General features: G+C 65.4%; 21 protein-coding genes, 1 tRNA gene and 1 pseudogene. 14 read left to right on the top strand and 9 right to left on the bottom strand.

Annotated elements, in window-relative coordinates:
* The 4 genes from HNP46_RS20080 to HNP46_RS20065 form a co-directional block, all read right to left on the bottom strand.
* Complete coding sequence (locus HNP46_RS20080) at positions 1–1,227, bottom strand: RtcB family protein (RefSeq protein WP_184592409.1); 1,227 nt, start codon at positions 1,225–1,227, stop codon at positions 1–3.
* On the bottom strand, positions 1,224–1,622 hold the full coding sequence (locus tag HNP46_RS36075; RefSeq protein WP_184592407.1) for a zinc-ribbon domain containing protein: 399 nt from the start codon (positions 1,620–1,622) through the stop codon (positions 1,224–1,226). Before HNP46_RS36075 ends, HNP46_RS20080 begins: the two co-directional genes overlap by 4 nt.
* 31 nt (positions 1,623–1,653) lie before the next feature.
* Positions 1,654–2,796 (bottom strand): slipin family protein, encoded by a 1,143-nt coding sequence (locus tag HNP46_RS20070; RefSeq protein ID WP_184592404.1) that lies wholly within the window; start codon positions 2,794–2,796, stop codon positions 1,654–1,656.
* Between the two features lie 348 nt (positions 2,797–3,144).
* Positions 3,145–3,216, bottom strand: a tRNA-Arg gene (locus HNP46_RS20065).
* A 285-nt stretch (positions 3,217–3,501) separates the two neighbouring features.
* Here HNP46_RS20065 and rtcR point away from each other — a divergent pair.
* Genes rtcR through HNP46_RS20050 form a run of 3 tightly spaced genes read left to right on the top strand, consistent with a single transcriptional unit; the run spans position 3,502 to position 6,642 of the window.
* Positions 3,502–5,112 carry an RNA repair transcriptional activator RtcR gene (gene rtcR / locus HNP46_RS20060; RefSeq protein WP_184592402.1) on the top strand — a complete coding sequence of 537 codons (1,611 nt, stop codon included), beginning with the start codon at positions 3,502–3,504 and terminating at the stop codon, positions 5,110–5,112.
* Between the two features lie 35 nt (positions 5,113–5,147).
* Entirely contained in the window at positions 5,148–5,717 is a 570-nt protein-coding gene (locus HNP46_RS20055) for an NADAR family protein (protein WP_184592400.1), read from the top strand.
* Positions 5,710–6,642 (top strand): SMI1/KNR4 family protein, encoded by a 933-nt coding sequence (locus HNP46_RS20050; protein ID WP_184592398.1) that lies wholly within the window; start codon positions 5,710–5,712, stop codon positions 6,640–6,642. The genes HNP46_RS20055 and HNP46_RS20050 overlap by 8 nt, the downstream gene beginning before the upstream one ends.
* Here HNP46_RS20050 and HNP46_RS20045 read toward each other — a convergent pair.
* Positions 6,636–8,501: pseudogene (locus HNP46_RS20045) on the bottom strand (DUF4105 domain-containing protein). The gene HNP46_RS20050 and the pseudogene HNP46_RS20045 overlap by 7 nt on opposite strands.
* Before the next feature lie 59 nt (positions 8,502–8,560).
* On the bottom strand, positions 8,561–9,049 hold the full coding sequence (locus tag HNP46_RS20040) for a DUF3015 domain-containing protein (RefSeq protein ID WP_184592396.1): 489 nt from the start codon (positions 9,047–9,049) through the stop codon (positions 8,561–8,563).
* A gap of 243 nt (positions 9,050–9,292) precedes the next feature.
* Here HNP46_RS20040 and HNP46_RS20035 point away from each other — a divergent pair, with 243 nt between their 5' ends.
* From HNP46_RS20035 to HNP46_RS20010, 6 genes are all read left to right on the top strand, one after another.
* On the top strand, positions 9,293–9,616 hold the full coding sequence (locus HNP46_RS20035) for a TraR/DksA family transcriptional regulator (RefSeq protein WP_184592386.1): 324 nt from the start codon (positions 9,293–9,295) through the stop codon (positions 9,614–9,616).
* Positions 9,617–9,712: 96 nt separating this feature from the next.
* Complete coding sequence (locus HNP46_RS20030; protein WP_184592384.1) at positions 9,713–12,244, top strand: Lon protease family protein; 2,532 nt, start codon at positions 9,713–9,715, stop codon at positions 12,242–12,244.
* Positions 12,245–12,391: 147 nt separating this feature from the next.
* On the top strand, positions 12,392–12,733 hold the full coding sequence (locus tag HNP46_RS20025; protein ID WP_184592382.1) for a hypothetical protein: 342 nt from the start codon (positions 12,392–12,394) through the stop codon (positions 12,731–12,733).
* Between the two features lie 200 nt (positions 12,734–12,933).
* On the top strand, positions 12,934–13,428 hold the full coding sequence (locus HNP46_RS20020; RefSeq protein WP_184592380.1) for a TIGR00645 family protein: 495 nt from the start codon (positions 12,934–12,936) through the stop codon (positions 13,426–13,428).
* A gap of 128 nt (positions 13,429–13,556) precedes the next feature.
* Positions 13,557–13,853 carry a DUF6482 family protein gene (locus HNP46_RS20015; RefSeq protein WP_184592378.1) on the top strand — a complete coding sequence of 99 codons (297 nt, stop codon included), beginning with the start codon at positions 13,557–13,559 and terminating at the stop codon, positions 13,851–13,853.
* Positions 13,854–13,935: 82 nt separating this feature from the next.
* Positions 13,936–14,553, top strand: coding sequence for an FKBP-type peptidyl-prolyl cis-trans isomerase (locus tag HNP46_RS20010; protein WP_184592376.1), 618 nt, complete (start codon positions 13,936–13,938; stop codon positions 14,551–14,553).
* Positions 14,554–14,685: 132 nt separating this feature from the next.
* On the opposite strand, the gene HNP46_RS20005 is transcribed toward HNP46_RS20010, so the two are convergent.
* A complete protein-coding gene (locus HNP46_RS20005) occupies positions 14,686–14,910 on the bottom strand; it encodes a hypothetical protein (protein ID WP_045217230.1) in 225 nt (74 codons plus the stop codon).
* 170 nt (positions 14,911–15,080) lie between these two features.
* A complete protein-coding gene (locus HNP46_RS20000) occupies positions 15,081–16,049 on the bottom strand; it encodes a polyprenyl synthetase family protein (protein ID WP_184592374.1) in 969 nt (322 codons plus the stop codon).
* A 241-nt stretch (positions 16,050–16,290) separates the two neighbouring features.
* Here HNP46_RS20000 and rplU point away from each other — a divergent pair, with 241 nt between their 5' ends.
* The 5 genes from rplU to HNP46_RS19975 all read left to right on the top strand — a co-directional run bounded on the left by rplU (position 16,291) and on the right by HNP46_RS19975 (position 19,964).
* A complete protein-coding gene (rplU, locus tag HNP46_RS19995; protein ID WP_015475683.1) occupies positions 16,291–16,602 on the top strand; it encodes a 50S ribosomal protein L21 in 312 nt (103 codons plus the stop codon).
* A 23-nt stretch (positions 16,603–16,625) separates the two neighbouring features.
* A complete protein-coding gene (rpmA, locus tag HNP46_RS19990; protein WP_017521622.1) occupies positions 16,626–16,883 on the top strand; it encodes a 50S ribosomal protein L27 in 258 nt (85 codons plus the stop codon).
* Positions 16,884–17,041: 158 nt separating this feature from the next.
* A complete protein-coding gene (gene cgtA, locus HNP46_RS19985; protein ID WP_184592371.1) occupies positions 17,042–18,262 on the top strand; it encodes an Obg family GTPase CgtA in 1,221 nt (406 codons plus the stop codon).
* A 116-nt stretch (positions 18,263–18,378) separates the two neighbouring features.
* Positions 18,379–19,497 carry a glutamate 5-kinase gene (gene proB, locus HNP46_RS19980; RefSeq protein WP_184592583.1) on the top strand — a complete coding sequence of 373 codons (1,119 nt, stop codon included), beginning with the start codon at positions 18,379–18,381 and terminating at the stop codon, positions 19,495–19,497.
* Positions 19,498–19,508: 11 nt separating this feature from the next.
* Positions 19,509–19,964 (top strand): CreA family protein, encoded by a 456-nt coding sequence (locus HNP46_RS19975; RefSeq protein WP_184592362.1) that lies wholly within the window; start codon positions 19,509–19,511, stop codon positions 19,962–19,964.
* 157 nt (positions 19,965–20,121) lie between these two features.
* Here the strand turns inward: HNP46_RS19975 and rpsT are convergent, their stop codons facing one another.
* Complete coding sequence (rpsT, locus tag HNP46_RS19970) at positions 20,122–20,391, bottom strand: 30S ribosomal protein S20 (RefSeq protein ID WP_009617555.1); 270 nt, start codon at positions 20,389–20,391, stop codon at positions 20,122–20,124.
* Positions 20,392–20,603: the final 212 nt, after the last annotated feature.

The following is a 20,603-nucleotide window of genomic DNA, read 5'->3' as shown; positions in this document are numbered from 1 at the left end:
TCATCCTTTCACGCATACCACCTGGCGCAGGGTATGCAGCACTTCCACCAGCTCGCGCTGGGCGTCCATCACGGCGTCGATGTCCTTGTAGGCCATCGGGATCTCGTCGATCACGTCGGCATCCTTGCGGCATTCGACGTGGGCGGTGGCGCGAATCTGGTCTTCGACGCTGAACAGCTTCTTCGCCTTGGTGCGGCTCATGGTCCGTCCCGCGCCATGGCTGCACGAGCAGAAGGCTTCCTCGTTGCCCAGGCCGCGGACGATGAAGCTCCTCGCGCCCATGGACCCCGGAATGATGCCCAGCTGACCCTTCTGCGCCGATACCGCGCCTTTACGCGTCACCAGTACCTCTTCGCCGAAGTGGCGCTCCTTCTGCACGTAGTTGTGGTGGCAGTTCACCGCTTCCAGGCTGGCTTCGAACGGCTTGCGGATGATCTGCCGCGCCGCCGCGATCACCGAGTGCATCATCAGCTCGCGGTTCTGCCGGGCGAAGTCCTGGGCCCAGCCCACCGCTTCCACGTAGTCGTCGAAGTGCTGGCTGCCTTCCTCGAAGTAGGCCAGGTCACGGTCCGGCAGGTTGGCGATGTGCTGGCGCATATCGGCCTGGGCCAGTTCGATGAACAGGTTGCCGATGGCGTTACCCACGCCGCGCGAGCCGCTGTGCAGCATGAACCAGACGCGGTCGGCTTCGTCGAGGCAGACCTCGATGAAGTGGTTGCCGGTCCCCAGCGTTCCCAGGTGCTTGCGGTTGTTGGTCTTCTCCAGTTTCGGGTGCTTGTCGGTGATCACCTTGAAGCGGCCGGCCAATGCGCGCCATGCGTCGTCGGCGTGCTCGGGCACGTTTTCCCAGGCGCCCTTATCGCGTCCTGCACGGGTGTTGGTGCGTCCGTGGGGCACGGCCTTCTCGATGGCGGTGCGCAGACCGTGCAGGTTATCCGGCAGGTCCGCGGCCACCAGCGAGGTGCGCGCGGCGATCATGCCGCAGCCGATATCCACACCCACAGCGGCCGGGATGATGGCGCCCTTTGTGGGAATCACGCTGCCGATGGTCGAGCCTTTACCCAGGTGCACGTCCGGCATCACGGCCAGGTGCTTGAAGATGAAGGGCATCTTCGCGGTGTTCATAAGTTGCTGTTTGGCGTCTTCCTCGACCGGCACGCCCTGGGTCCAGAGCTTGATCGGTTTACCGTTGGCGACTTCCAGCAGTTGGAAGGTCTTGGTGCTCATGTTTCGACTCTCTTCAGTTGCGGAGCGATGTGGCCGGCAGCGGGTTGTGCCCGGCCATCGCGAATTCGTTTGTTCAATCGACAGGTGCGGCAGCGTATCGCCGTCGCGAACACCTGTCCCTTACAGTCCTCGTACCACCACTTCTGCTGAGCGGCGGTCCAGGTCTGCTCGGCGCCGCAGTCTTGGCAGGTGAAGTCCTGGTCCTCGTACCAGCCACGGCGCACGAACAGCGGGTCGCCGTAACTGTTGTAGGGCGCCAGGTTCGAGCGATTCACCGGCAGGCTGCCGGGCGGTGCCAGGCGGCTTTCCGGCCGCCTGGACCGCTCGGCCTTCCAGGCCTTGCGTTGTTCGCGCTTCTGGCGGATTTCCTGGCGGCGCTGCTTGTTGCTCTTCACCTTGCTGTCTCCTGCGCCGGGCAGGCCCTTGTCAGGCCGGCTTCAGCGTCACCAGTCCATTCAATACCTGATCCAGGCCACCGAATACCGAGATGCGGTCGATCCGTTCGGCCACCCGCTCCAGGGTTTCCAGCTCCTTCAGGCGCAGGGCGGTGGGGTTGTCCTCCATCACCTTGGCCGTGTTCAGCAGCGAGCGGGTCGCCGAGGTTTCCTCGCGGCGACGGATCACGTTGGCCTGCGCTGCCTTCTCCGCCTCCACCACCTGGGCCAGCAGGGTCTTCATCTCGCCCGGCAGGATGATGTCGCGCACGCCCAGGCCGCTGACCTCGATGCCGGTGCCCGGCAGCCGTTCCTTCAGGTAGGCGCTGACCGAGTCGTCGATCAGCTGCTTGTTCTCCAGCAGCTCATCCAGGGAACGGGTGCCCACCGCGGCGCGCAGGCCGAACTGCAGCTCGCGGTAGAGGTGCTCCAGCGGCTTGGACAGGCTGGAAAACGCCGTCAGCACGTCGCTGTAACGCCAGTTGGCGGCCAGGTTCAGGCGCAGGCTCACCTTGTCACGGGTGAGGATTTCCTGGCCGCTGACTTCCAGCGCCTGGATCCGCGTATCGATCAGCTCCACGCTCACCTGGCGGTTGTAGCGCCAGAAGCCGTACTGGCCGGCCGGCAGCAACTCGACCACTGCGCCGTCGACCTTCAGCACACCGACCTGGTAGGCCGGTACCAGGGTCACCAGCAGCGCCTCGGCGCCGCTCACACTGCGGCCGCGCAGGTTGCCCTGCATCTGCTGCAGCAGTGCCGGAGCCACGCGGTATTCCTGGCTCAGGTCGATGCGCTCCAGGCGCTGCTCGGTCTGGCCTTTCCAGTACAGCCGGCGGCTGCCCGGTGCGAGGATTTCCGCCAGTACGCCATCCTCGAAGCGCAGGCCGGCCTCGTTCTCGGCCAGGTCCATGCGGGTGAAGTAGCGTTCGACCAGCGCCGGTTCCGACTGACGCAGGTAGCCGGCCAGGCGGTGTTCGAACAGCGGGGTGTTCAGGCTGAAGGTTTCCACGCTCAGGCGGTTGTACAGGTCCAGGCGGCGATAGGCACCGGGTTCCAGAATGGCCAGGAAATCGCCCTCGGAGTACAGCAGGCCGCGTTCGTTCTTCTTCACGGTAAAGCGCTTCAGCAGTTTCATATTTTTCTCTTCCTTCTTCTCTTGTCCTTGGATGCCGGTGTCCGCCAGCCCGTCGGGTGGCGAGGCGGGGGCTCGCGAGAGCCAGGTGCTGCGGACCTCCTGTCCGTCTGGCCGAATCCTTCGGCCAGCACCTGCCTTGTCGCGGGCCCGGTCCTCGTACCGGGCGGGCCGGCGGTGGCTGCGGGTCCCTGGCGTATCCGGCCTTCCTGGCCGCTTGCGCCTTCCCGTCGCCCACCGGCGGGGTGTTGCATTCATGAGTAGCTGCCTTATCAGGGCAGTGTTCGAGCGGGAGTCGAACCCGCGACAGGCCATCCGAAAACGGCTGCTCTACCAGGCTGAGCTATCGAACGGCGCGGGCAGGATTCGAACCTGCGACGGCTCCCGCGAAGGGAGTGCTCTACCGGGCTGAGCTACCGCGCCATCGACCGTGACTGCTGCAGCGGCATGCACGAAGCCGACACCAGGGGTGGGCTCGGGCACCGGCGGGAGTTGAAGTCCCTGCCCGTGGGCTGCATCAGCGATGCGGTCGAGGGAGATATAGCGAGGGGCGTGCCAGGTTTGCTTCAGGCTTGTGCTGATATGTATTAAGTAGTTGATAAATAACGATTTAATAATTTTATCGGTCGACGACGGCGCTCGCGGTCATTGGCCGTAAACTGGATTTATGGATATCCTGAGATAGTTATTTATCTTTATGGATAAAAGATGAAAGCCAAGAAAACCGTCGCCATCGGCTTCCTCGGTTCCACCCTGGATCGCGTCGGCAAGGGCGCGGCGCGCTGGCAGAAGTGGCGGCCCACGGTCGGCCTGTGCCAGCAGCAGGACCTGCTGGTCGACCGCCTGGAGCTGATCCACGGGCTGGATGCGCGGGATATCGGGCTGGCCGAGCGCATCGCCGCCGACGTGCGGCACGTCTCCCCGGAAACCGAAGTGCGCCTGCAGCCCATGGCGCTGCGCAACCCCTGGGATTTCGAGGAGGTCTACGGCGCGCTGCACGATTTCGTGGCTGGCTACAGCTTCGATACCGAGCACGAGGACTACCTGGTGCACATCACCACCGGGACCCACGTCGCGCAGATCTGCTGGTTCCTCCTCACCGAGGCGCGCTACCTGCCGGCACGGCTGGTGCAGGCCTCGCCGTCGCGGCGCAAGGACGAGGCGCGGCAGCCGGAAGGAACGGTGGCGGTCATCGACCTCGACCTGTCGCGCTACGACCGCATCGCCACGCGCTTCCGCCGCGAGCAGGAAGAGAGCCTGGCGTTCCTCAAGTCCGGCATCGCCACGCGCAACGCCGAGTTCAACCGCTCCATCGAGCAGATCGAGCGCGTGGCCGGGCGCTCCCGCGCGCCGATGCTGCTGATCGGCCCGACCGGTGCCGGCAAGTCGTTCCTCGCGCGCCGGGTGTATGAACTCAAGCGCGCGCGGCATCAGTTCCAGGGGCGCTTCGTCGAGGTGAACTGCGCAACGCTGCGCGGTGACGGAGCCATGTCCGCGCTGTTCGGCCACATCAAGGGCGCCTTCACCGGCGCGCAGAACGCCCGTGAAGGCCTGCTGCGCGCGGCCGATGGCGGCATGCTGTTCCTCGACGAGATCGGCGAGCTGGGCCTGGACGAGCAGGCCATGCTGCTCAAGGCCATCGAGGAGAAACGCTTCTTCCCGCTGGGCTCGGACCGTGAGGTGGGCAGCGACTTCCAGCTGATCGCCGGGACCCACCGCGACCTGCGCGAGCGGGTGGCCGAGGGGCTGTTCCGCGAGGACCTGTTCGCCCGCATCAACCTCTGGACCTTCGACCTGCCGGGGCTGGCCGGGCGCCGCGAGGACATCGAGCCGAACATCGATTTCGAGCTGGAGCGCCACGCCCGCGAGCAGGGCCGGCTGGTGCGTTTCAACCGCGAGGCGCGCACGCGCTACCTGGCCTTCGCCAACTCGGCGCAGGCGCTGTGGAGCGGCAACTTCCGCGAGCTGTCGGCGTCCATCACGCGCATGGCGACCCTGGCCGACAGCGGGCGCATCGACGAGGCGCTGGTGGAAGAAGAGATCGGCCGGTTGCGCCGCTCCTGGGGCGCCAGCCAGCCGGAGAGCTGGCTGGATGGATTGCTGGGGGAGGGCGCCGAGGCGATCGACCTGTTCGACCGCCTGCAGCTGGAAGCGGTGATCGAGGTCTGCCGGCAGGCGCGCAGCCTGTCCGACGCCGGCCGCCAGCTGTTCGCCGTATCGCGCCAGGAGAAGCAGAACCCCAACGATGCCGACCGCCTGCGCAAATTCCTGGCGCGCTTCGGCCTGGACTGGTCAGGCATCACCGAGGGGCTGCGGTAGACTCGCGGTTTTGCGACAGTGGCGAGGAGCCGATCATGGAAGAACCGATGAGTGTCGAGCAGTTGTGCCGGCGCATCGAGGCGGGCGAAGCCTTCAAGTATGTGTACTTCTGGGGGCATCGCCCGAAGCACTCAGGGGACGTCGACAAGAGCTGTTTCAGCCAGTGGTTCGAGGCGGACTTCGCGATCGACGGGGTGACCTACACCAGCGCCGAGCACTACATGATGGCCGGCAAGGCCCGGTTGTTCGGTGACGAGGCGGCGCTGGCGCGGATTCTCGCGGCGCGCACGCCAGCCGAGGCGAAGTCCATCGGCCGCGAGATCCGCGGCTTCGACGAGGCGGCCTGGAATGCCGAGCGGCTGGCCATCGTCACCCGCGCCAACCACGCCAAGTTCGGGCAGAACCCAGCCCTGCGCGAATTCCTGCTGGGCACCGGTGACCGCGTGCTGGTCGAGGCCAGCCCGGTGGATGCGATCTGGGGCATCGGCCTGGCGGTCGATCATCCCGATGCGGGCAATCCCCCGCGCTGGCGCGGGCTGAATCTACTGGGCTTCGCCCTGATGAGCGCCCGCGCTGCGTTGCGCCAGGAGGGGCGCGATGCCTGAGTTCACTCCGGCGCAGCAGCAACTGCTGCGCGAGCACCGCCTGGCCTGCTTCGCCGGGCGCATTATCCACGACGCACAGCCGCCGATCAGCGACGCCCAGCTCGCAGAGGTCGAGCAGCGCCTGGGCAGCAAACTGCCAGCCGAACTGGTCGCCCTGTGGCGTTGCGCCTTCGGCGGCCGCCTGGATTACGAGCTGTGCGTGGACTACGACGGCCACCTGCATCCGTACTCCTTCAACGAGCTTTTCTACCCGGACAGCGACGGCTACCACGACCTGTGGGGCTGGCTGGAGCATGAGCAGGAGTGCGCCGCGGAAGTTGCCGAGGAGAATGGCCAGGAGTGGGACGGCCGCGCCGGCTTCCTGCCCATCGGTGGTTTCGAGTACCTGGAGCGGATCTACGTCTGTGTCGAGCCGGAGGAGTTCGGCGCCATCTACGCCTGGAGCCGCGCCTTGCCGCCGGCCTGGCCGCTGCGCCTGCACGAGGATGCTCTGACGAAGGTGGCCGACGATCTGTACGGCCTGTTCGCGCTGCTCGGCTTCGATGACGATCCGTTCGCCGAGGGCGCGGATGCCGGGCAGGAATTGCTCGAAGCCCTGGATGAGCTGGCAGCCTCGGGTGTCGAGGGTGAGGTGCTGGCGCAGCAGCTGCGGGATTCGCTGCGACCGCTGGTGCGCGACTGGCGCGCAGCGCTGGAGCAGGGGCGGATTGTCGAGGAGCCGGAGCTGCAACGTCTGGCCTTGACGCATGCGGTGCGCAGCGGCGACATCGAGCTGCTGGAGCGACTGCGTGATCAGGGTTGCGATCTGGAACGGCTACTGACAGGTGGCGGCAACGCGCCGGTGCATGCGCGGGTGATGCAGCGCGAGGCCCTGCTGCACTGGTTCGCCGAGCAGGGCATCGCGGAGCGCCAACTGGATCAGTAGTGGTACCAGCGCAGCTCCAGCATCACTTCGTTGCGCGGGCTCGCTTCATGGCTGAACTCTCGCTGGGCTGAGAGCCGCAGGCCAAGGTTGCGGCCCAGTTCCACCTGCTGGCCGAAGCTCAGCGTGCGGCGCACTTCGCCGTTGTGGAAGTAGTCGCCCTTGCCTTCGACGCTGAGGTTGCCCAGCGGGTTGCTCCACAACACGCCGGTGTCGAAGCCCATGGCCGGGGCGATGGTCGCGGCGAAGTCCGGGTTGTTCTCGATGCGCGCGGTGCCCAGGGCGTAGGCCTGCAGGTCATCGCTGAGTTTCCAGCTGCCGCCGGCACCGCCGTTGAGGTGGCCGACCAGGGTGTCGTGGTCGTTGTCGCTGTGCTTGCCGATCACCCGTTCCCAGCCGCCGGAAACCTGCCAGGACAACGGTTGCAGCAGCTCGTTGCGCGGCGTCATCGAGCGGATGGTGACCAGGTCCAGCTGCTGCAGCTGCCAACGGTTGCCTTCGTACTGGCGCAGCTTGAGCTGGCCGATCTCGATCTGCGCACCGAGGGGGAAGCCGAAGGCGTTGTCCTCGAGGTCGTGGTAGGCCATGCGCAGGCCGTACTGGGCGAAGGCCTGGCCGTCGCGGCTGCCGGCGCCGAGCTGCCAGGTGCGCGATTGGTGGCCGTCCTCGGGTTGGCCGGGGCGCTCGACGCTCAGCGCCGGCGGCGGGTTCTGGTTGATCGCCTTGAGCAGGTTGTAGCTGCGCGAGGCGGTGGAGGCATCGCGCTCCTGGCCGGTGGCGCGGTAGCGCACCAGGCGGAACGCGGTGTCCTGCACCAGCGCCTGGCGGTCCGCGGGCAGGGCGGCGAACTCAGGGCTCTGCAGCAGGCCGTCGTCATCAGCGAGGTGTCGCGCCAGGACCTTCTCGGCGTGGTTCAGCGGTTCGCTGCGGGCGAGCAGTTCGCGCTAGCGGGAAGGGCGGTAGTCGACGCGGTCGATCATCCCGGCGTTCTTCACCGCGCGCACGGTGTCGGTGGGGATGGCGGTGAGCGGGAAGTGATCGGTCAGCTCGACGCCGGGGCGGGCGATCTCCAGCAGCTCCAGCAGGCGGAACGAGCAGTTCTCGTCGAAGAAGTAGTACTTGAAGCGGATCTGCTTCAGCTCCCAGACGTGCTCGACCATGCGCGCGGTTTCTTCCGGCGTCAGGTTCAGGCGGTATTCCCAGAGGTCGCGGTTTTCCAGGCGGCTGTATTCGGCGAGCTTCTCGCGGTAGGGCACCAGGGCGAACAGGCCGGGGTAGCCGCCCATCAGGCCCTTCCAGGCGTAGAGGATGCTGTTGTCCATGCCCTCGATGTAGGCGCCGAAGTTGAGCGCGTAGCTGAGCAGGGCGGTGTTGTCGGAGTCGACGTCGGCCTGGTCGATGCGCAGCAGGGTGTGGCCGAACATCGAGGATGGGCTGTTCAGGTAGGCGGCCGGGAACACCAGCACGGCGCTGTGCGGGTTGATGTCCTGGTACCAGGTGGTGAATTCCTTGCACTCCACCGGCGGCAGGTCGGTCAGCTGAAGTTGCTGGCGCAGCCAGCGGGTGCGCGCCGGATAGACGCACTGGGCGTGGTTGCCGGCGAGGCTGGCGGGGGCGTAGAGGGCCTTCAGCGTGGCCGCCAGTTCCGCTTCGGGATGGCTATCGCCGTCCTTGGCCAGGAAGAATTTCGGATCGTCGACAAAGCTGCGCCAACCGCCGAGCTTGGCGTGCTCGTAGTGCCCCAGGGCCAGCCAGTAAGGCTCGTCGGCCAGTTGCTGCAGGCGCTGCGGATCGGGCTGGGGAGCGGCGAGGAGCGGGGTGCAGGCGCACAGCGCCATCCAGGGCAACAGGCGTTTGGGCATCGGGTGGACTTAGTGAGGGGGAGGGATGAGCCCGCCCAGGGGCGGGCTCGCGTCGGCCATCAGGCCTGTTCGGCGTACTTGGCCAGGGTGCTGTCCTGTTTCAGGACGGCCTGGGTGTTGGCGTAGACGTCCTCGGCGGTGACGTCGGACTTGTTGAAGATCTGCGCGAAGTGCTGGTGGGTGACCTGGGCGAAGTGTGCGCGGTCCTCGGGCTTCACGCCCAGCACCACGGCGTAGGTGGTCAGCGCTTCGCCGTTCCCCTTGGCCATGTCCTCGGACAGCTCGTCCATCATGCTGCTGAGCACGATCATCGGCTTGCCGCCATAGGTCAGCGCGCCGTTGGTGTGGCAGCCGTTGGTGCCGGTGGTCATGCCGAAGGTGTTGTTGCCGCTGGTGCCGTTGGTAGTGGCAGCCAGCACGTGGGTGGGGGTGCCGCGCTGACCCTTGAACAGCATGTTGCCCCAGCCGCAGCCGTCGCTGCCGGGGGCATCGGCGAGGGCGCTGAGGGAGGCGGTGGCGAGGAGGGTACCGAGCAGAATCCTTTTCATCGTTTTTCTCTCTTTATGGGATCGGGCTATGAGATCGGGAACCGTTGAAAAGTCGCTGACAGCGAAACAGCGCACGTCAGAGCTTTTCTCCATTGCCTTGCGGGTGTCAAGGCAACCGCTGCCGCAGGCAGTATGGCCCAGGCTGGCCTGTTCAGCCCGCAGGGCAGGCTGTTGATCGGCATCAGCGGCGGATGTCTTGGATGCAGCCACACTTCAATCAGTTCCCTCTGCGAGGTAGTCGTCATGGTCGATTTCGATCCCCGTCCCGCCCTGGATCAACTGGCGGCGGAGTATTCCAGGCGCGCCGCAGCCATCCGCCGCGACCTCGGCCAGGCCCACTCGCCGGACTTTGCCGAGCAGGCCCAGCAGCGGCAGAACGATGACGTGCTGCGAGCCCTGCTGGCCGAGGCCGAGGCTGGCATGCGCCTGGTCGGCCTGGCCCGCCTGCGCCTGGCGGACGGTACCTATGGTGAATGTGCCCGTTGCGGCGAGGCCATCGAGGAGCGCCGCCTGCGCGCCCTGCCGGCCGCCGAGCACTGCCTGCGCTGCGCCGATGCGCTGGACTGAAACTGTCACCAATACTGCCTTGCCAGTGGCGCGCGGGCGGCGCGAGAATGCGGGCGACTCTCCGCGGCCTCGCGCCGCTCGAAGCAAGGACTTCCAATGCCCGATTCCGTTGCTGCCGGCCTGCGCCTGGCGCCCGATGAACTGACCCGCCCCTTCACCCCCGAACAGTTTCCCTTCAAGACCACCGAAGAACTGGAGCCTTTCCTGGGCGTGCTCGGACAGGAGCGCGCGGTCGAGGCGCTGCAGTTCGGCGTGGCGATGCCGCGTCCGGGTTACAACGTGTTCGTCATGGGCGAGCCGGGCACCGGGCGTTTCTCCTTCGTGCAGCGCTACCTGAAGGCCGAGGGCAAGCGCCTGCCGACGCCGGCCGACTGGGTCTACGTCAACAACTTCGATGACTCGCGCGAGCCCCGGGTGATCGAGCTGCCGCCGGGCAGCGCCGCCGAATTCGGCAGCGATATCGACCACCTGATCGACAACCTGCTGTCCACCTTCCCTTCGGTGTTCGAGAACCCGGCCTACCAGCAGAAGAAGAGCGCCATCGATCGCGGCTTCAACCAGCGCTACGACAAGGCCCTGGACACCGTCGAGCGCCTGGCGCTGGAGAAAGAAGTCGCCCTCTATCGTGACAGCGCGAACATCGCCTTCACCCCGATGAAGGACGGCAAGGCGCTGGACGAAGCCGAGTTCGCGCAGCTGCCGGAGGAGGAGCGCGAGCGCTTCCATGGCGACATCGCCGACCTGGAAGAGCACCTCAACGAAGAGCTTTCCAGCCTGCCGCAGTGGAAGCGCGAGTCGAGCAACCAGCTGCGCCAGCTCAACGAGGAAACCATCACCCTGGCGTTGCAGCCGCTACTGGCGCCGCTGGTGGAGAAGTACAACAACAATTCCGGGGTCAATACCTACCTGCAGGCCATGCAGCTCAACCTGCTCAAGACCGTGGTCGACCAGCTGGTGGACGCCGAGCGCACCGACCCGCAGCGCAAGCAGAGCCTGGAGGAGCAGTACGCGCCGAACCAGGCGATCGGCCACCACGCCACCGGCGGTGCGCCGGTGGTGTTCGAGTCGCACCCCACCTACGACAACCTGTTCGGCCGCATCGAATACGCCTCCGACCAGGGCGCGCTCTACACCAGCTACCGCCAGCTGCGCCCCGGTGCGCTGCACCGCGCCAACGGCGGCTTCCTGGTGCTGGAAGCGGAGAAGATGCTCAGCGAGCCCTTCGTCTGGGACGCCCTCAAGCGCGCGCTGCAATCGCGCCAGCTGAAGATGGAATCGCCCCTGGCCGAGCTGGGTCGCCTCACCGCCATGAGCCTGACGCCCCAGGTGATCCCGCTGAACATCAAGGTGATCATCATCGGCTCGCGGCAGATCTACTACACGCTGCAGGACCTGGATCCGGACTTCCAGGAGATGTTCCGCGTGCTGGTGGACTTCGACGAAGACATCCCGCTGGCCGAGGACAGCCTCGAACAGTTCGCCCAGCTGCTCAAGACCCGCACCTCGGAAGAGGGCCTGGCGCCGCTGACCCGCGAGGCGGTGGCGCGCCTGGCGACCTACAGCGCCCGCCTGGCCGAACACCAGGGCCGCCTCTCGGCGCGCATCGGCGACCTGTTCCAGCTGGTCAGCGAAGCGGACTTCATCCGCCAGCTGGCCGGCCAGGAAGTCACCGACCTGGGCCACATCGAACGCGCCCTGAAGGCCAAGGAAACCCGTACCGGCCGTGTGTCGGCGCGGATTCTCGACGACATCCTCGCCGGCATCATCCTGATCGACAGCGAAGGCGCGGCGGTGGGCAAGTGCAACGGCCTGACCGTGCTGGAAGTCGGTGATTCCGCCTTCGGTATGCCGGCGCGTATTTCCGCCACCGTCTATCCGGGCGGCAGCGGCATCGTCGACATCGAGCGCGAGGTCAACCTCGGCCAGCCGATCCACTCCAAGGGCGTGATGATCCTCACCGGCTACCTCGGCAGCCGCTACGCCCAGGAATTCCCCCTGGAGATTTCCGCGAGCATCGCCCTGGAGCAGTCCTATGGCTATGTGGACGGCGACAGCGCCTCCCTCGGCGAGGTCTGCACGCTGATCTCGGCCCTGTCGCGCACGCCGCTGCGGCAATGCTTCGCCATCACCGGCTCGATCAACCAGTTCGGTGAGGTGCAGGCGGTCGGCGGGGTCAACGAGAAGATCGAGGGCTTCTTCCGTCTCTGCGAGGCCCGCGGCCTGACTGGCGAGCAGGGCGTGATCATCCCGCGCGCCAACGTCGCCACCCTGATGCTCGACGAGCGCGTGCTGCAGGCGGTGCGCAACGGCCAGTTCCACATCTACGCCGTGCGCCAGGCCGACGAGGCGCTGAGCCTGCTGGTCGGCGAGCCGGCCGGTGCGCCGGACGCCAAGGGGCACTTCCCCAAAGGCAGCGTCAACGCCCGCGTGGTCGAGCGCTTGAAGGAGATATCCGAGCTGGGCATGGACGAAGAGGACAAGGAGAAGGCCATCAAGGAGCTCGTCGCCGCCCAGACCGCCGCCAAGCCCGCCCGAAAGCCCAAGGCGGAGAAGGCACCGGAAAAGCCACCGGTGGAAAAGTCGCCGGTGAAGAAGGAGCGCGCTCGCAAGCCGAAGGACGCCGACTGACCGGCGGCAGGGCAGGGGCGCCGCGCTGGTCCCCCTGTCCGGGTTTTTTACACTCCGATGTCTGCAAGATGAGTGGATAAATCCGCACTTTCGCGTGTCGGAACCTGGGTGTAGTCTCAATCCCAGGACAACCGCGAGGGTGCCGCCATGCCGCGTAACCTCTGCCTTATCCGCCCCTGTCTGGGGCTGACCACGCGCATCGAGTGCGAGATCAGGCCGCTGGCCGGAGAGAATGGACTCTGGACCTTGTTGTGCGCCGCCGGCATGTCCGGCGCGCAGCCCACCGCCATCAAGGCGCAGGGCCCGTTCTTCGGGCCATTCGTGGCCGAGGGCGTGCTCGAGGCGATCTCCGACTGCCTGGCCCAGCAGGGCTATATCGTGGCGGACGATCCTCCCATCTGGCAGTTGCACCTGCAGGGCGAGTTGCGCCGGCTCAACGGCGAGCGTTCGCGTCAGGTGGGCAGCTTCCAGTTCCGCCCCGAGGGCTGAGGCTTCCAGCGTTGGCAGACGGATTGCGCAGCTCCTGCGCAATCCGCTGGAGGCCCCGAGACCGCTGGCCGCTACGGTTGCATGCCGTGGCCGCCCGGCTATTGATCCACAGACATATTTTTCCATAGAAAGCCGGGATAACTCCCCGGCACCATCCGCTATAATTCCGCCGCCTTCCTAAGACCTTTCCCGCGAGAATCATGGAACGTTTCATCGAGAACTCCCTGTACGCCGCGCGCTGGCTGCTGGCGCCGATCTACATCGGCCTGTCGCTCGCCCTGCTGGCGCTGACCATCAAATTCTTCCAGGAAATCATCCACATCCTGCCCAGCATCTTCTCCATCGCGGAGGCCGACCTGGTGCTGGTGATCCTGTCGCTGATCGACATGGCGCTGGTGGGCGGCCTGCTGGTGATGGTGATGTTCTCCGGCTACGAGAACTTCGTGTCGCAGCTGGACATCGACGAAGGCAAGGAAAAGCTCAACTGGCTGGGCAAGATGGACGCCGGGTCGCTGAAGAACAAGGTGGCCGCCTCCATCGTGGCGATCTCCTCGATCCACCTGCTGCGCATCTTCATGGATGCCAAGAACGTCCCGGACAACAAGCTGATGTGGTACGTGATCATCCACCTCACTTTCGTTCTGTCGGCGTTCGCCATGGGCTACCTGGACAAGCTCACACGCCACGACCACTGAGGCTTCCAGCCGATTTCCCACGCCGCCCGGCCGTTGCAAAACGGACGGGCGGTTGTGTTTTCGGCTTGCGGTGAGCGCCTGCTGGTCAAGACTTTCCCGCGTGGCTCAACCCGCAGGAGGTGCTGTACATGAATCTGCAGGAACTGACCAATCGGTCCCTCGCCGGCGATATCGACGAGATCAACCTGGTGTCCCTGGAAGGGGATATCTATGTGCTCGAAGCGCGCATGGGCGATCGCTTCTACCCGGTCCACGACGTAGGTGGGCAAGTCGTCAGCGTGCGCTCGGTCAACCACGCCCGCGAGGTGCTGCGAGCGCTGCCGCCGTTGCCGTTCCACCTGGTGCATGCGGTGGTGCACGACGAGATGTGCGGTATGTTCGATGAGCGCGACATCGGCGCCGGGGTCACCATGCCGTTGCGTTAGCGCCGCGGCCCCAGCGGTAGGGGAGAGGGTGCATCTGTGCTAGGCTGGCGGCCCTTTTTTGAACCCCCAGCGGAGCGCCGCCATGAGCGAACTCAACCTTTCCACCGACGAAGCCCGCGTCAGCTACGGCATCGGCCGTCAGCTGGGCGACCAGTTGCGCGAGAACCCGGTGCCGGGCATGACCCTCGACGCCATTGTCGCCGGCCTCTCCGATGCCTACGCCGGCACTGACAGCCGCGTACCGGTCGAAGTCCTCTCCGCCAGCTTCCAGGTGATCCGCGAGCGCATGCAGGCCGAAGCCCAGGTGAAAGCCGAAGCCGCCGCTGCCGTCGGCCGCGAGTACCTGGTGGAAAACGCCAAGCGCGAAGGCGTGACCGTCCTGCCGTCGGGCCTGCAATACGAAGTCCTGACCAGCGGCGAAGGCGCCAAGCCGTCCCGCGAAGACACCGTGCGTACCCACTACCACGGTACCCTGGTCGACGGCACTGTCTTCGACAGCTCCTACGAGCGCGGCCAGCCGGCCGAATTCCCGGTGGGCGGTGTGATCGCCGGCTGGGTCGAGGCCCTGCAGCTGATGAACGCCGGCAGCAAGTGGCGCCTGCACGTACCGAGCGAGCTGGCCTACGGCGGCCAGGCCGTCGGCAGCATCCCGCCGCACAGCGTGCTGGTATTCGACGTCGAGCTGCTGGAAATCCTCTGATTCCCGAGGGTTCGCTGCGCAGTGCCATCCTTGGCCACTGCGCAGGAAAAGGGGCGCTCAGGCGCCCCTTTGTGCTCCGCCTCCCGGGCGGCGGAGCACCGACGGCGCATCCTGCGCCATCGTAAAGAGCGTCTAGCGCAAGGCGCGGGCGTAACAGAACAGGAACAGGTTGCGCACCAGTTCCTTGAGCACCAGCGGTTCGCTGGTATTGAGCTCGGACAGCTCCAGGCCGCCCTGTTCGCGCAGTTCGTCCAGCGCTTCTTCTTCCAGCACCGCACAGACTTCCCCGGTATCCCGATGCAGGATGCGCAGGTAGGGATGCGGGCGATCCAGCCAGGCGTCGATCATGTAGGTCATGGCGTGTTCCTCCGTGCAGACCGTTTAATGAGAATAATTCTTATTATCTTAATAGCAAGCGCCAATTGGAAAAAATTTTCTGCGGGCGACGGTCTGTTGTTCCCGGTCAAAGGACAGGCAACAAAAAGCCCGCCGCGGCGAACCGGGGCGGGCTTGGTCGAAACGGCGGATCAGTGCGTGCGGGCGACCGAGAACTCGGCCAGCTCGATCAGTGCGGCGCGGTATTCGTTGTCCGGCAGCGCCTTGAGGTGCTCGATGGCGCGGGCGGCATAGTCGCGGGCCAGGTTGGCGGTGTAGTCCAGCGCGCCAGCAGCTTCCACGGCGGCGCGGATGCCTTCCAGGTCCTGGCTGCCGCCCTGCTGGATGGCCTTGCGCACCAGCGCGGCCTGCTCCGCGGTGCCGTCGCGCATGGTGGCGATCAGCGGCAGGGTCGGCTTGCCTTCGGCCAGATCGTCGCCGACGTTCTTGCCCAGGCTGGCGGCGTCGCCGCGGTAGTCGAGCAGGTCGTCGACCAGCTGGAAGGCGATCCCCAGGGCGTCACCGAACAGACGCAGCGCCTCGGCCTGCTCGGCAGGGGCGTTGGCCAGCGCGGCGGCGCTGTGGGTGGAGGCTTCGAAGAGCATCGCGGTCTTGCCGCGGATGACTTCCATGTAGGTTTCTTCGGTGGTGCTGGCGTCGCGTACCTTGGACAGCTGCAGCACTTCGCCTTCGGCGATCACGCGTGTGGCCTGGGAGATGATGCGCATGACCGGCATGGAGCCCAGCTCGACCATCATTTCGAAGGAGCGCGCATAAAGGAAGTCGCCCACCAGCACGCTCGGCGCGTTGCCCCACTGGGCGTTGGCGGTGGCGCGGCCGCGGCGCAGGCCGGAGGCGTCGACCACGTCGTCGTGCAGCAGGGTGGAGGTGTGCAGGAACTCGATGGTGGCGGCCAGCAGCTTCAGGTCGTCGCCCGAATAGCCCAGGGCCTTGCCGGAGAGGAGCACCAGCAGCGGGCGAAGACGCTTGCCGCCGGCGGAGATGATGTAGTCGCCGATCTTTTCCACCAGGGGAACGCGGGAAGTGAGTTGGCGACGGATGATACCGTCGACGGCGGTGAAGTCGTCCGCCACCACGCGATAGAAAGCCTGGGGTTGCATTAAAGACAGCGCTCCTCGTAGATTGCGCGGCATGCTAGGTGCCGCTGTTTGGGCTGTCAAGGCAAGGCCCCATGGGGCTTGATCCGCCCCGGGTGTTTGCGTACAATCGCGGCCCCGAACTTCCCTGGCATATCCTGCCTTACGCAATTGCACGGGCGTCCTTTCCGGCCCCATGCAGCCATGCCGACCGATTCCTCTTTCTATAAAGCGTCGGGTGAGCAGGTCTAACGGAGACATCCAGATGTACGCAGTAATTGTTACTGGTGGCAAGCAATACAAAGTCACCGAAGGCGAATTCCTCAAGGTCGAGAAACTCGACGTCGCCACCGGCGAAGCGATCAACCTGGATCGCATCCTGCTGGTTGCCAATGGCGATGACGTCAAGATCGGCCTGCCGGTGGTAGAAGGCGCGAAAGTGACTGCAGAAGTGGTTTCCCACGGTCGTCACGACAAAGTGCGCATCATCAAGTTCCGCCGCCGCAAGCACCACATGAAGCGTCAGGGCCACCGCCAGTGGTTCACTGAAATCAAGATCACCGGCATCCAGGCCTAATTCCTCTTCAGGAGAATTGACTCATGGCACACAAAAAAGCTGGCGGTAGTACCCGCAACGGCCGCGACTCAGAAAGCAAACGCCTTGGCGTGAAGCTGTTCGGTAGCCAGGCTGTGAAAGCAGGCAACATCATCGTGCGTCAGCGCGGTACCCAGTTCCACGCTGGCTACGGCGTTGGCATGGGCAAGGATCACACCCTGTTCGCTAAAGTCGACGGCGTGATCAAGTTCGAAGTGAAAGGCGCCTTTGGCCGTCGCTACGTAAGCGTCGTCGCTGCCTAAGCGAGCTCTCACTGAAAAAGCCCTGTCTCGCGACGGGGCTTTTTTGTTTCTGGCGTTTCCAGGCGAGGTGCCGTCGGTTCGGGCGTTTGTGCGGACTTGGCTGTATCCTATGCTCCTTTTCTTATATTCAACCCGCCCTCCGGCGGGAGGCGTTCGCAATGAAATTCGTCGACGAAGTATCCATCCACGTGAAAGCCGGTGACGGCGGCAACGGCCTCATGAGCTTCCGCCGCGAGAAGTTCATCGAGAAAGGCGGTCCCAACGGCGGTGACGGTGGCGACGGCGGCTCGGTGTTCCTCGAGGCCGACGAGAACCTGAATACCCTGGTGGACTACCGCTACACCCGTCGTTTCGACGCCCAGCGCGGCGAGAACGGCGGCAGCAAGGACTGCACCGGCGCCAAGGGCGACGATCTGGTCCTGCCGGTGCCGGTCGGTACCACCATCATCGATGCCAGTACCCAGGAAATCATCGGTGACCTGACCACGGCCGGTCAGCGCATCATGGTCGCCCAGGGCGGCTGGCATGGCCTGGGCAACACCCGCTTCAAGTCCAGTACCAACCGTGCTCCGCGCCAGACCACTCCGGGCAAGCCCGGTGATGCGCGTGACCTCAAGCTGGAGCTGAAGGTCCTGGCCGACGTCGGTCTGCTGGGCCTGCCGAACGCCGGCAAGAGCACCTTCATCCGTGCGGTGTCCGCCGCCAAGCCGAAGGTCGCCGACTATCCCTTCACCACCCTGGTGCCGAACCTGGGCGTGGTCAGCGTCGGTCGCTTCAAGAGCTTCGTGGTCGCCGACATCCCCGGTCTGATCGAAGGCGCCGCCGAAGGTGCCGGCCTTGGTATCCGCTTCCTCAAGCACCTGGCGCGTACCCGCCTGCTGCTGCACATCGTCGACATGGCGCCGCTGGACGAAAGCGACCCGGCCGATGCTGCGGAAACCATCGTCCACGAGCTGGAGAAATTCAGCCCGGCGCTGACCGAGCGTGACCGCTGGCTGGTGCTGAACAAGATGGACCAGATCATCGAGCCCGAGGAGCAGGAGCGTCGCAAGCAGGCCGTGGTCGAGCGCCTGGGCTGGGAAGGTCCGGTCTACGTGATCTCCGCCCTGGAGCGCGAAGGTACCGAGGCCCTGAGCCAGGACATCATGAAGTACCTCGACGAGCGCACCCTGCGCATCGAGGAAGAGCCGGCCTATGGCGAAGCCCTGGCGGCCCTGGATCAGCGCATCGAAGATGAGGCCCGCGCCCGTCTGCAGGCTCTGGACGACGCTCGCGCCCTGCGTCGCTCCGGCCTGAAGAATGTCGACGATGTGGACGATGATGATTTCGAGGATGACGAAGACGACGGCGACGGCCCGGAAATCTTCTACGTGCCCTGATCGGCGCGTCGTCAGTTCTCTGGTAGTAGCGTGTAGCCCGGCGGCCCAGGTTGCCGGGTCCTCCAGTGTTCCCCGTGGATGCGGGGATGAACCGCCTGATTGTTAAGGTTGCGGCTATGCGTGAGAAGGTCACTGGCGCCAAGCGCTGGGTAGTCAAGATTGGCAGTGCGTTGCTGACCGCCGATGGTCGTGGTCTGGATCGCGACGCCATGGCGGTGTGGGTCGAGCAGATGGTCGCGCTGCATTGCGCGGGCGTCGAGCTGGTGCTGGTGTCCTCGGGCGCCGTCGCGGCGGGCATGAGTCGCCTGGGTTGGGTTTCCCGGCCCAGTGACATGCACGAGCTGCAGGCGGCCGCCGCGGTGGGGCAGATGGGCCTGGTGCAGGCCTGGGAGTCCAGCTTCGGGGTCCATGGCCTGCAGACCGCGCAGGTGCTGCTGACCCATGACGACCTGTCCGATCGCAAGCGCTACCTGAACGGGCGCAATACCCTGCGTACGCTGGTCGATCTGGGTGTGATCCCGGTGATCAACGAGAACGACACCGTGGTCACCGACGAAATCCGCTTCGGCGACAACGACACCCTGGCGGCGCTGGTGGCCAACCTGGTCGAGGCCGACCTGTTGGTGATCCTTACCGATCGTGATGGCATGTTCGATGCCGACCCGCGCAACAACCCCGATGCCCAGCTGATTTTCGAAGCCCGTGCCGATGATTCGGCGCTGGATGCGGTCGCTGGCGGTACGGGCGGGGCGCTGGGTCGTGGCGGCATGCAGACCAAGCTGCGTGCGGCTCGTCTGGCGGCGCGTTCCGGTGCGCACACCGTTATCGTGGGTGGTCGTATCGAACGCGTGCTGGATCGCCTTCGCGTTGGTGAGCGTCTCGGCACGCTGCTGACTCCCGAGCAGAGTCGCAAGGCGGCGCGCAAGCAGTGGCTGGCTGGCCACCTGCAGATGCGCGGCACCCTGGTGCTGGACGACGGCGCCGTCAAGGCGGTCGCCCAGGATCACAAGAGCCTGCTGCCGGTGGGTGTGAAGGCGGTGCAGGGCAGCTTCCGGCGTGGCGAGATGATCGTTTGCGTGGATCAGCAGGGGCGCGAGATTGCCCGAGGGCTGGCCAACTACAGTGCGCTCGAGGCGCAGAAGATCATCGGCCAGCCGACCGATGCCATCGAAAGCCTGCTGGGCTATGTCGATGGTCCGGAGCTGGTGCATCGCGACAATCTGGTTCTGGTCTGAGGATCATTGGCATGCGCAAGGGATTGATCGCTGCACTGCTGTTGTTGCCGGCGTTGGCGCAAGCTGACGTGATCGGCGAAGTGTCCACCGTCTTCAAGTGGGTCGGGCCGAACGACAAGATCGTCGTCGAGGCCTTCGATGATCCGAAGGTGCAGGGCGTCAGCTGCTACCTGTCCCGTGCCAAGACGGGCGGGGTGAAGGGTGGCCTGGGGTTGGCGGAGGATCGCGCCGAGGCGTCGATCTCCTGTCGCCAGGTCGGGCCGATCCGCTTCTCGGGTGAGCTGAAGGATGGCGAGGTGGTGTTCCAGCAGCGCACTTCGCTGGTGTTCAAGACCATGCAGGTGGTGCGCTTCTTCGACAAGCAGCGCAATGCGCTGGTCTATCTGGTCTACAGCGACCGGGTGATCGAGGGCAGCCCGCAGAATGCGGTGACGGCGATTCCGATCATGCCGTGGCCTGACAAGTAAGAAAGAGAAGGGCGGGTGACCGCCCTTTCTTTTTGTCTGAGAAACGAGGGGCTGTTGCGGGTGTTTGCCGAGGCTGATCGCGAGCAGGCTCGCTCCTACAGGTTTTTGCAGGCAATAAAAAACCGGCCCTGGGGCCGGTTTTTCAAGAACGGAACGCTTACGCGGTGGCCAGGGCCTTCACGTGGGCGTTCAGGCGGCTCTTGTGACGAGCGGCCTTGTTCTTGTGGATGATGCCTTTGTCAGCCATGCGGTCGATGACCGGTACGGCAGCAACCAGAGCGGCCTGGGCCTTCGGCAGGTCCTTGGCGTCGACTGCTTTGACTACGTTCTTGATGTAGGTACGAACCATGGAACGCAGGCTGGCGTTGTGGCTGCGACGCTTCTCAGCCTGTTTGGCGCGTTTTTTGGCGGAAGGTGTGTTGGCCACCGTCGAGCTCCTCGAAATAAAACTGGGGATGTTGCGAATAAATTAAGGCCGCGAATAATGCCGTTGCATCAAGGCCTTGTCAAGGGTATGGGCAGCTGCCGACGAGTGGTGCGACGGGTGCACGCTGTCCGCCGGATGGGGTGATTTATTCGCCCCGCGGCCCTACACTGCTGCGCTTCGCCTGGCGCCTGGGCTGTCGCCCAAGGCCGGTG

Origin of the sequence: Pseudomonas nitroreducens (genome assembly GCF_014204515.1) — a bacterium.
In the GTDB taxonomy this organism is placed as follows: domain Bacteria; phylum Pseudomonadota; class Gammaproteobacteria; order Pseudomonadales; family Pseudomonadaceae; genus Pseudomonas; species Pseudomonas nitritireducens_A.
The sequence above is the reverse complement of the archived record's forward strand: the minus strand, read 5'-3'. Positions and strand labels throughout refer to the sequence as shown.

What these genes read in the sequence shown, in the direction of transcription:
- HNP46_RS20080 (WP_184592409.1), bottom strand. Translation starts at nt 1,227, where the DNA reads ATGAGCACCAAGACCTTCCAACTGCTGGAAGTCGCCAACGGTAAACCG.
- HNP46_RS20070 (WP_184592404.1), bottom strand. Translation starts at nt 2,796, where the DNA reads ATGAAACTGCTGAAGCGCTTTACCGTGAAGAAGAACGAACGCGGCCTG.
- rtcR (WP_184592402.1), top strand. Translation starts at nt 3,502, where the DNA reads ATGAAAGCCAAGAAAACCGTCGCCATCGGCTTCCTCGGTTCCACCCTG.
- HNP46_RS20055 (WP_184592400.1), top strand. Translation starts at nt 5,148, where the DNA reads ATGGAAGAACCGATGAGTGTCGAGCAGTTGTGCCGGCGCATCGAGGCG.
- HNP46_RS20050 (WP_184592398.1), top strand. Translation starts at nt 5,710, where the DNA reads ATGCCTGAGTTCACTCCGGCGCAGCAGCAACTGCTGCGCGAGCACCGC.
- HNP46_RS20040 (WP_184592396.1), bottom strand. Translation starts at nt 9,049, where the DNA reads ATGAAAAGGATTCTGCTCGGTACCCTCCTCGCCACCGCCTCCCTCAGC.
- HNP46_RS20035 (WP_184592386.1), top strand. Translation starts at nt 9,293, where the DNA reads ATGGTCGATTTCGATCCCCGTCCCGCCCTGGATCAACTGGCGGCGGAG.
- HNP46_RS20030 (WP_184592384.1), top strand. Translation starts at nt 9,713, where the DNA reads ATGCCCGATTCCGTTGCTGCCGGCCTGCGCCTGGCGCCCGATGAACTG.
- HNP46_RS20025 (WP_184592382.1), top strand. Translation starts at nt 12,392, where the DNA reads ATGCCGCGTAACCTCTGCCTTATCCGCCCCTGTCTGGGGCTGACCACG.
- HNP46_RS20020 (WP_184592380.1), top strand. Translation starts at nt 12,934, where the DNA reads ATGGAACGTTTCATCGAGAACTCCCTGTACGCCGCGCGCTGGCTGCTG.
- HNP46_RS20015 (WP_184592378.1), top strand. Translation starts at nt 13,557, where the DNA reads ATGAATCTGCAGGAACTGACCAATCGGTCCCTCGCCGGCGATATCGAC.
- HNP46_RS20010 (WP_184592376.1), top strand. Translation starts at nt 13,936, where the DNA reads ATGAGCGAACTCAACCTTTCCACCGACGAAGCCCGCGTCAGCTACGGC.
- HNP46_RS20005 (WP_045217230.1), bottom strand. Translation starts at nt 14,910, where the DNA reads ATGACCTACATGATCGACGCCTGGCTGGATCGCCCGCATCCCTACCTG.
- HNP46_RS20000 (WP_184592374.1), bottom strand. Translation starts at nt 16,049, where the DNA reads ATGCAACCCCAGGCTTTCTATCGCGTGGTGGCGGACGACTTCACCGCC.
- rplU (WP_015475683.1), top strand. Translation starts at nt 16,291, where the DNA reads ATGTACGCAGTAATTGTTACTGGTGGCAAGCAATACAAAGTCACCGAA.
- rpmA (WP_017521622.1), top strand. Translation starts at nt 16,626, where the DNA reads ATGGCACACAAAAAAGCTGGCGGTAGTACCCGCAACGGCCGCGACTCA.
- cgtA (WP_184592371.1), top strand. Translation starts at nt 17,042, where the DNA reads ATGAAATTCGTCGACGAAGTATCCATCCACGTGAAAGCCGGTGACGGC.
- proB (WP_184592583.1), top strand. Translation starts at nt 18,379, where the DNA reads ATGCGTGAGAAGGTCACTGGCGCCAAGCGCTGGGTAGTCAAGATTGGC.
- HNP46_RS19975 (WP_184592362.1), top strand. Translation starts at nt 19,509, where the DNA reads ATGCGCAAGGGATTGATCGCTGCACTGCTGTTGTTGCCGGCGTTGGCG.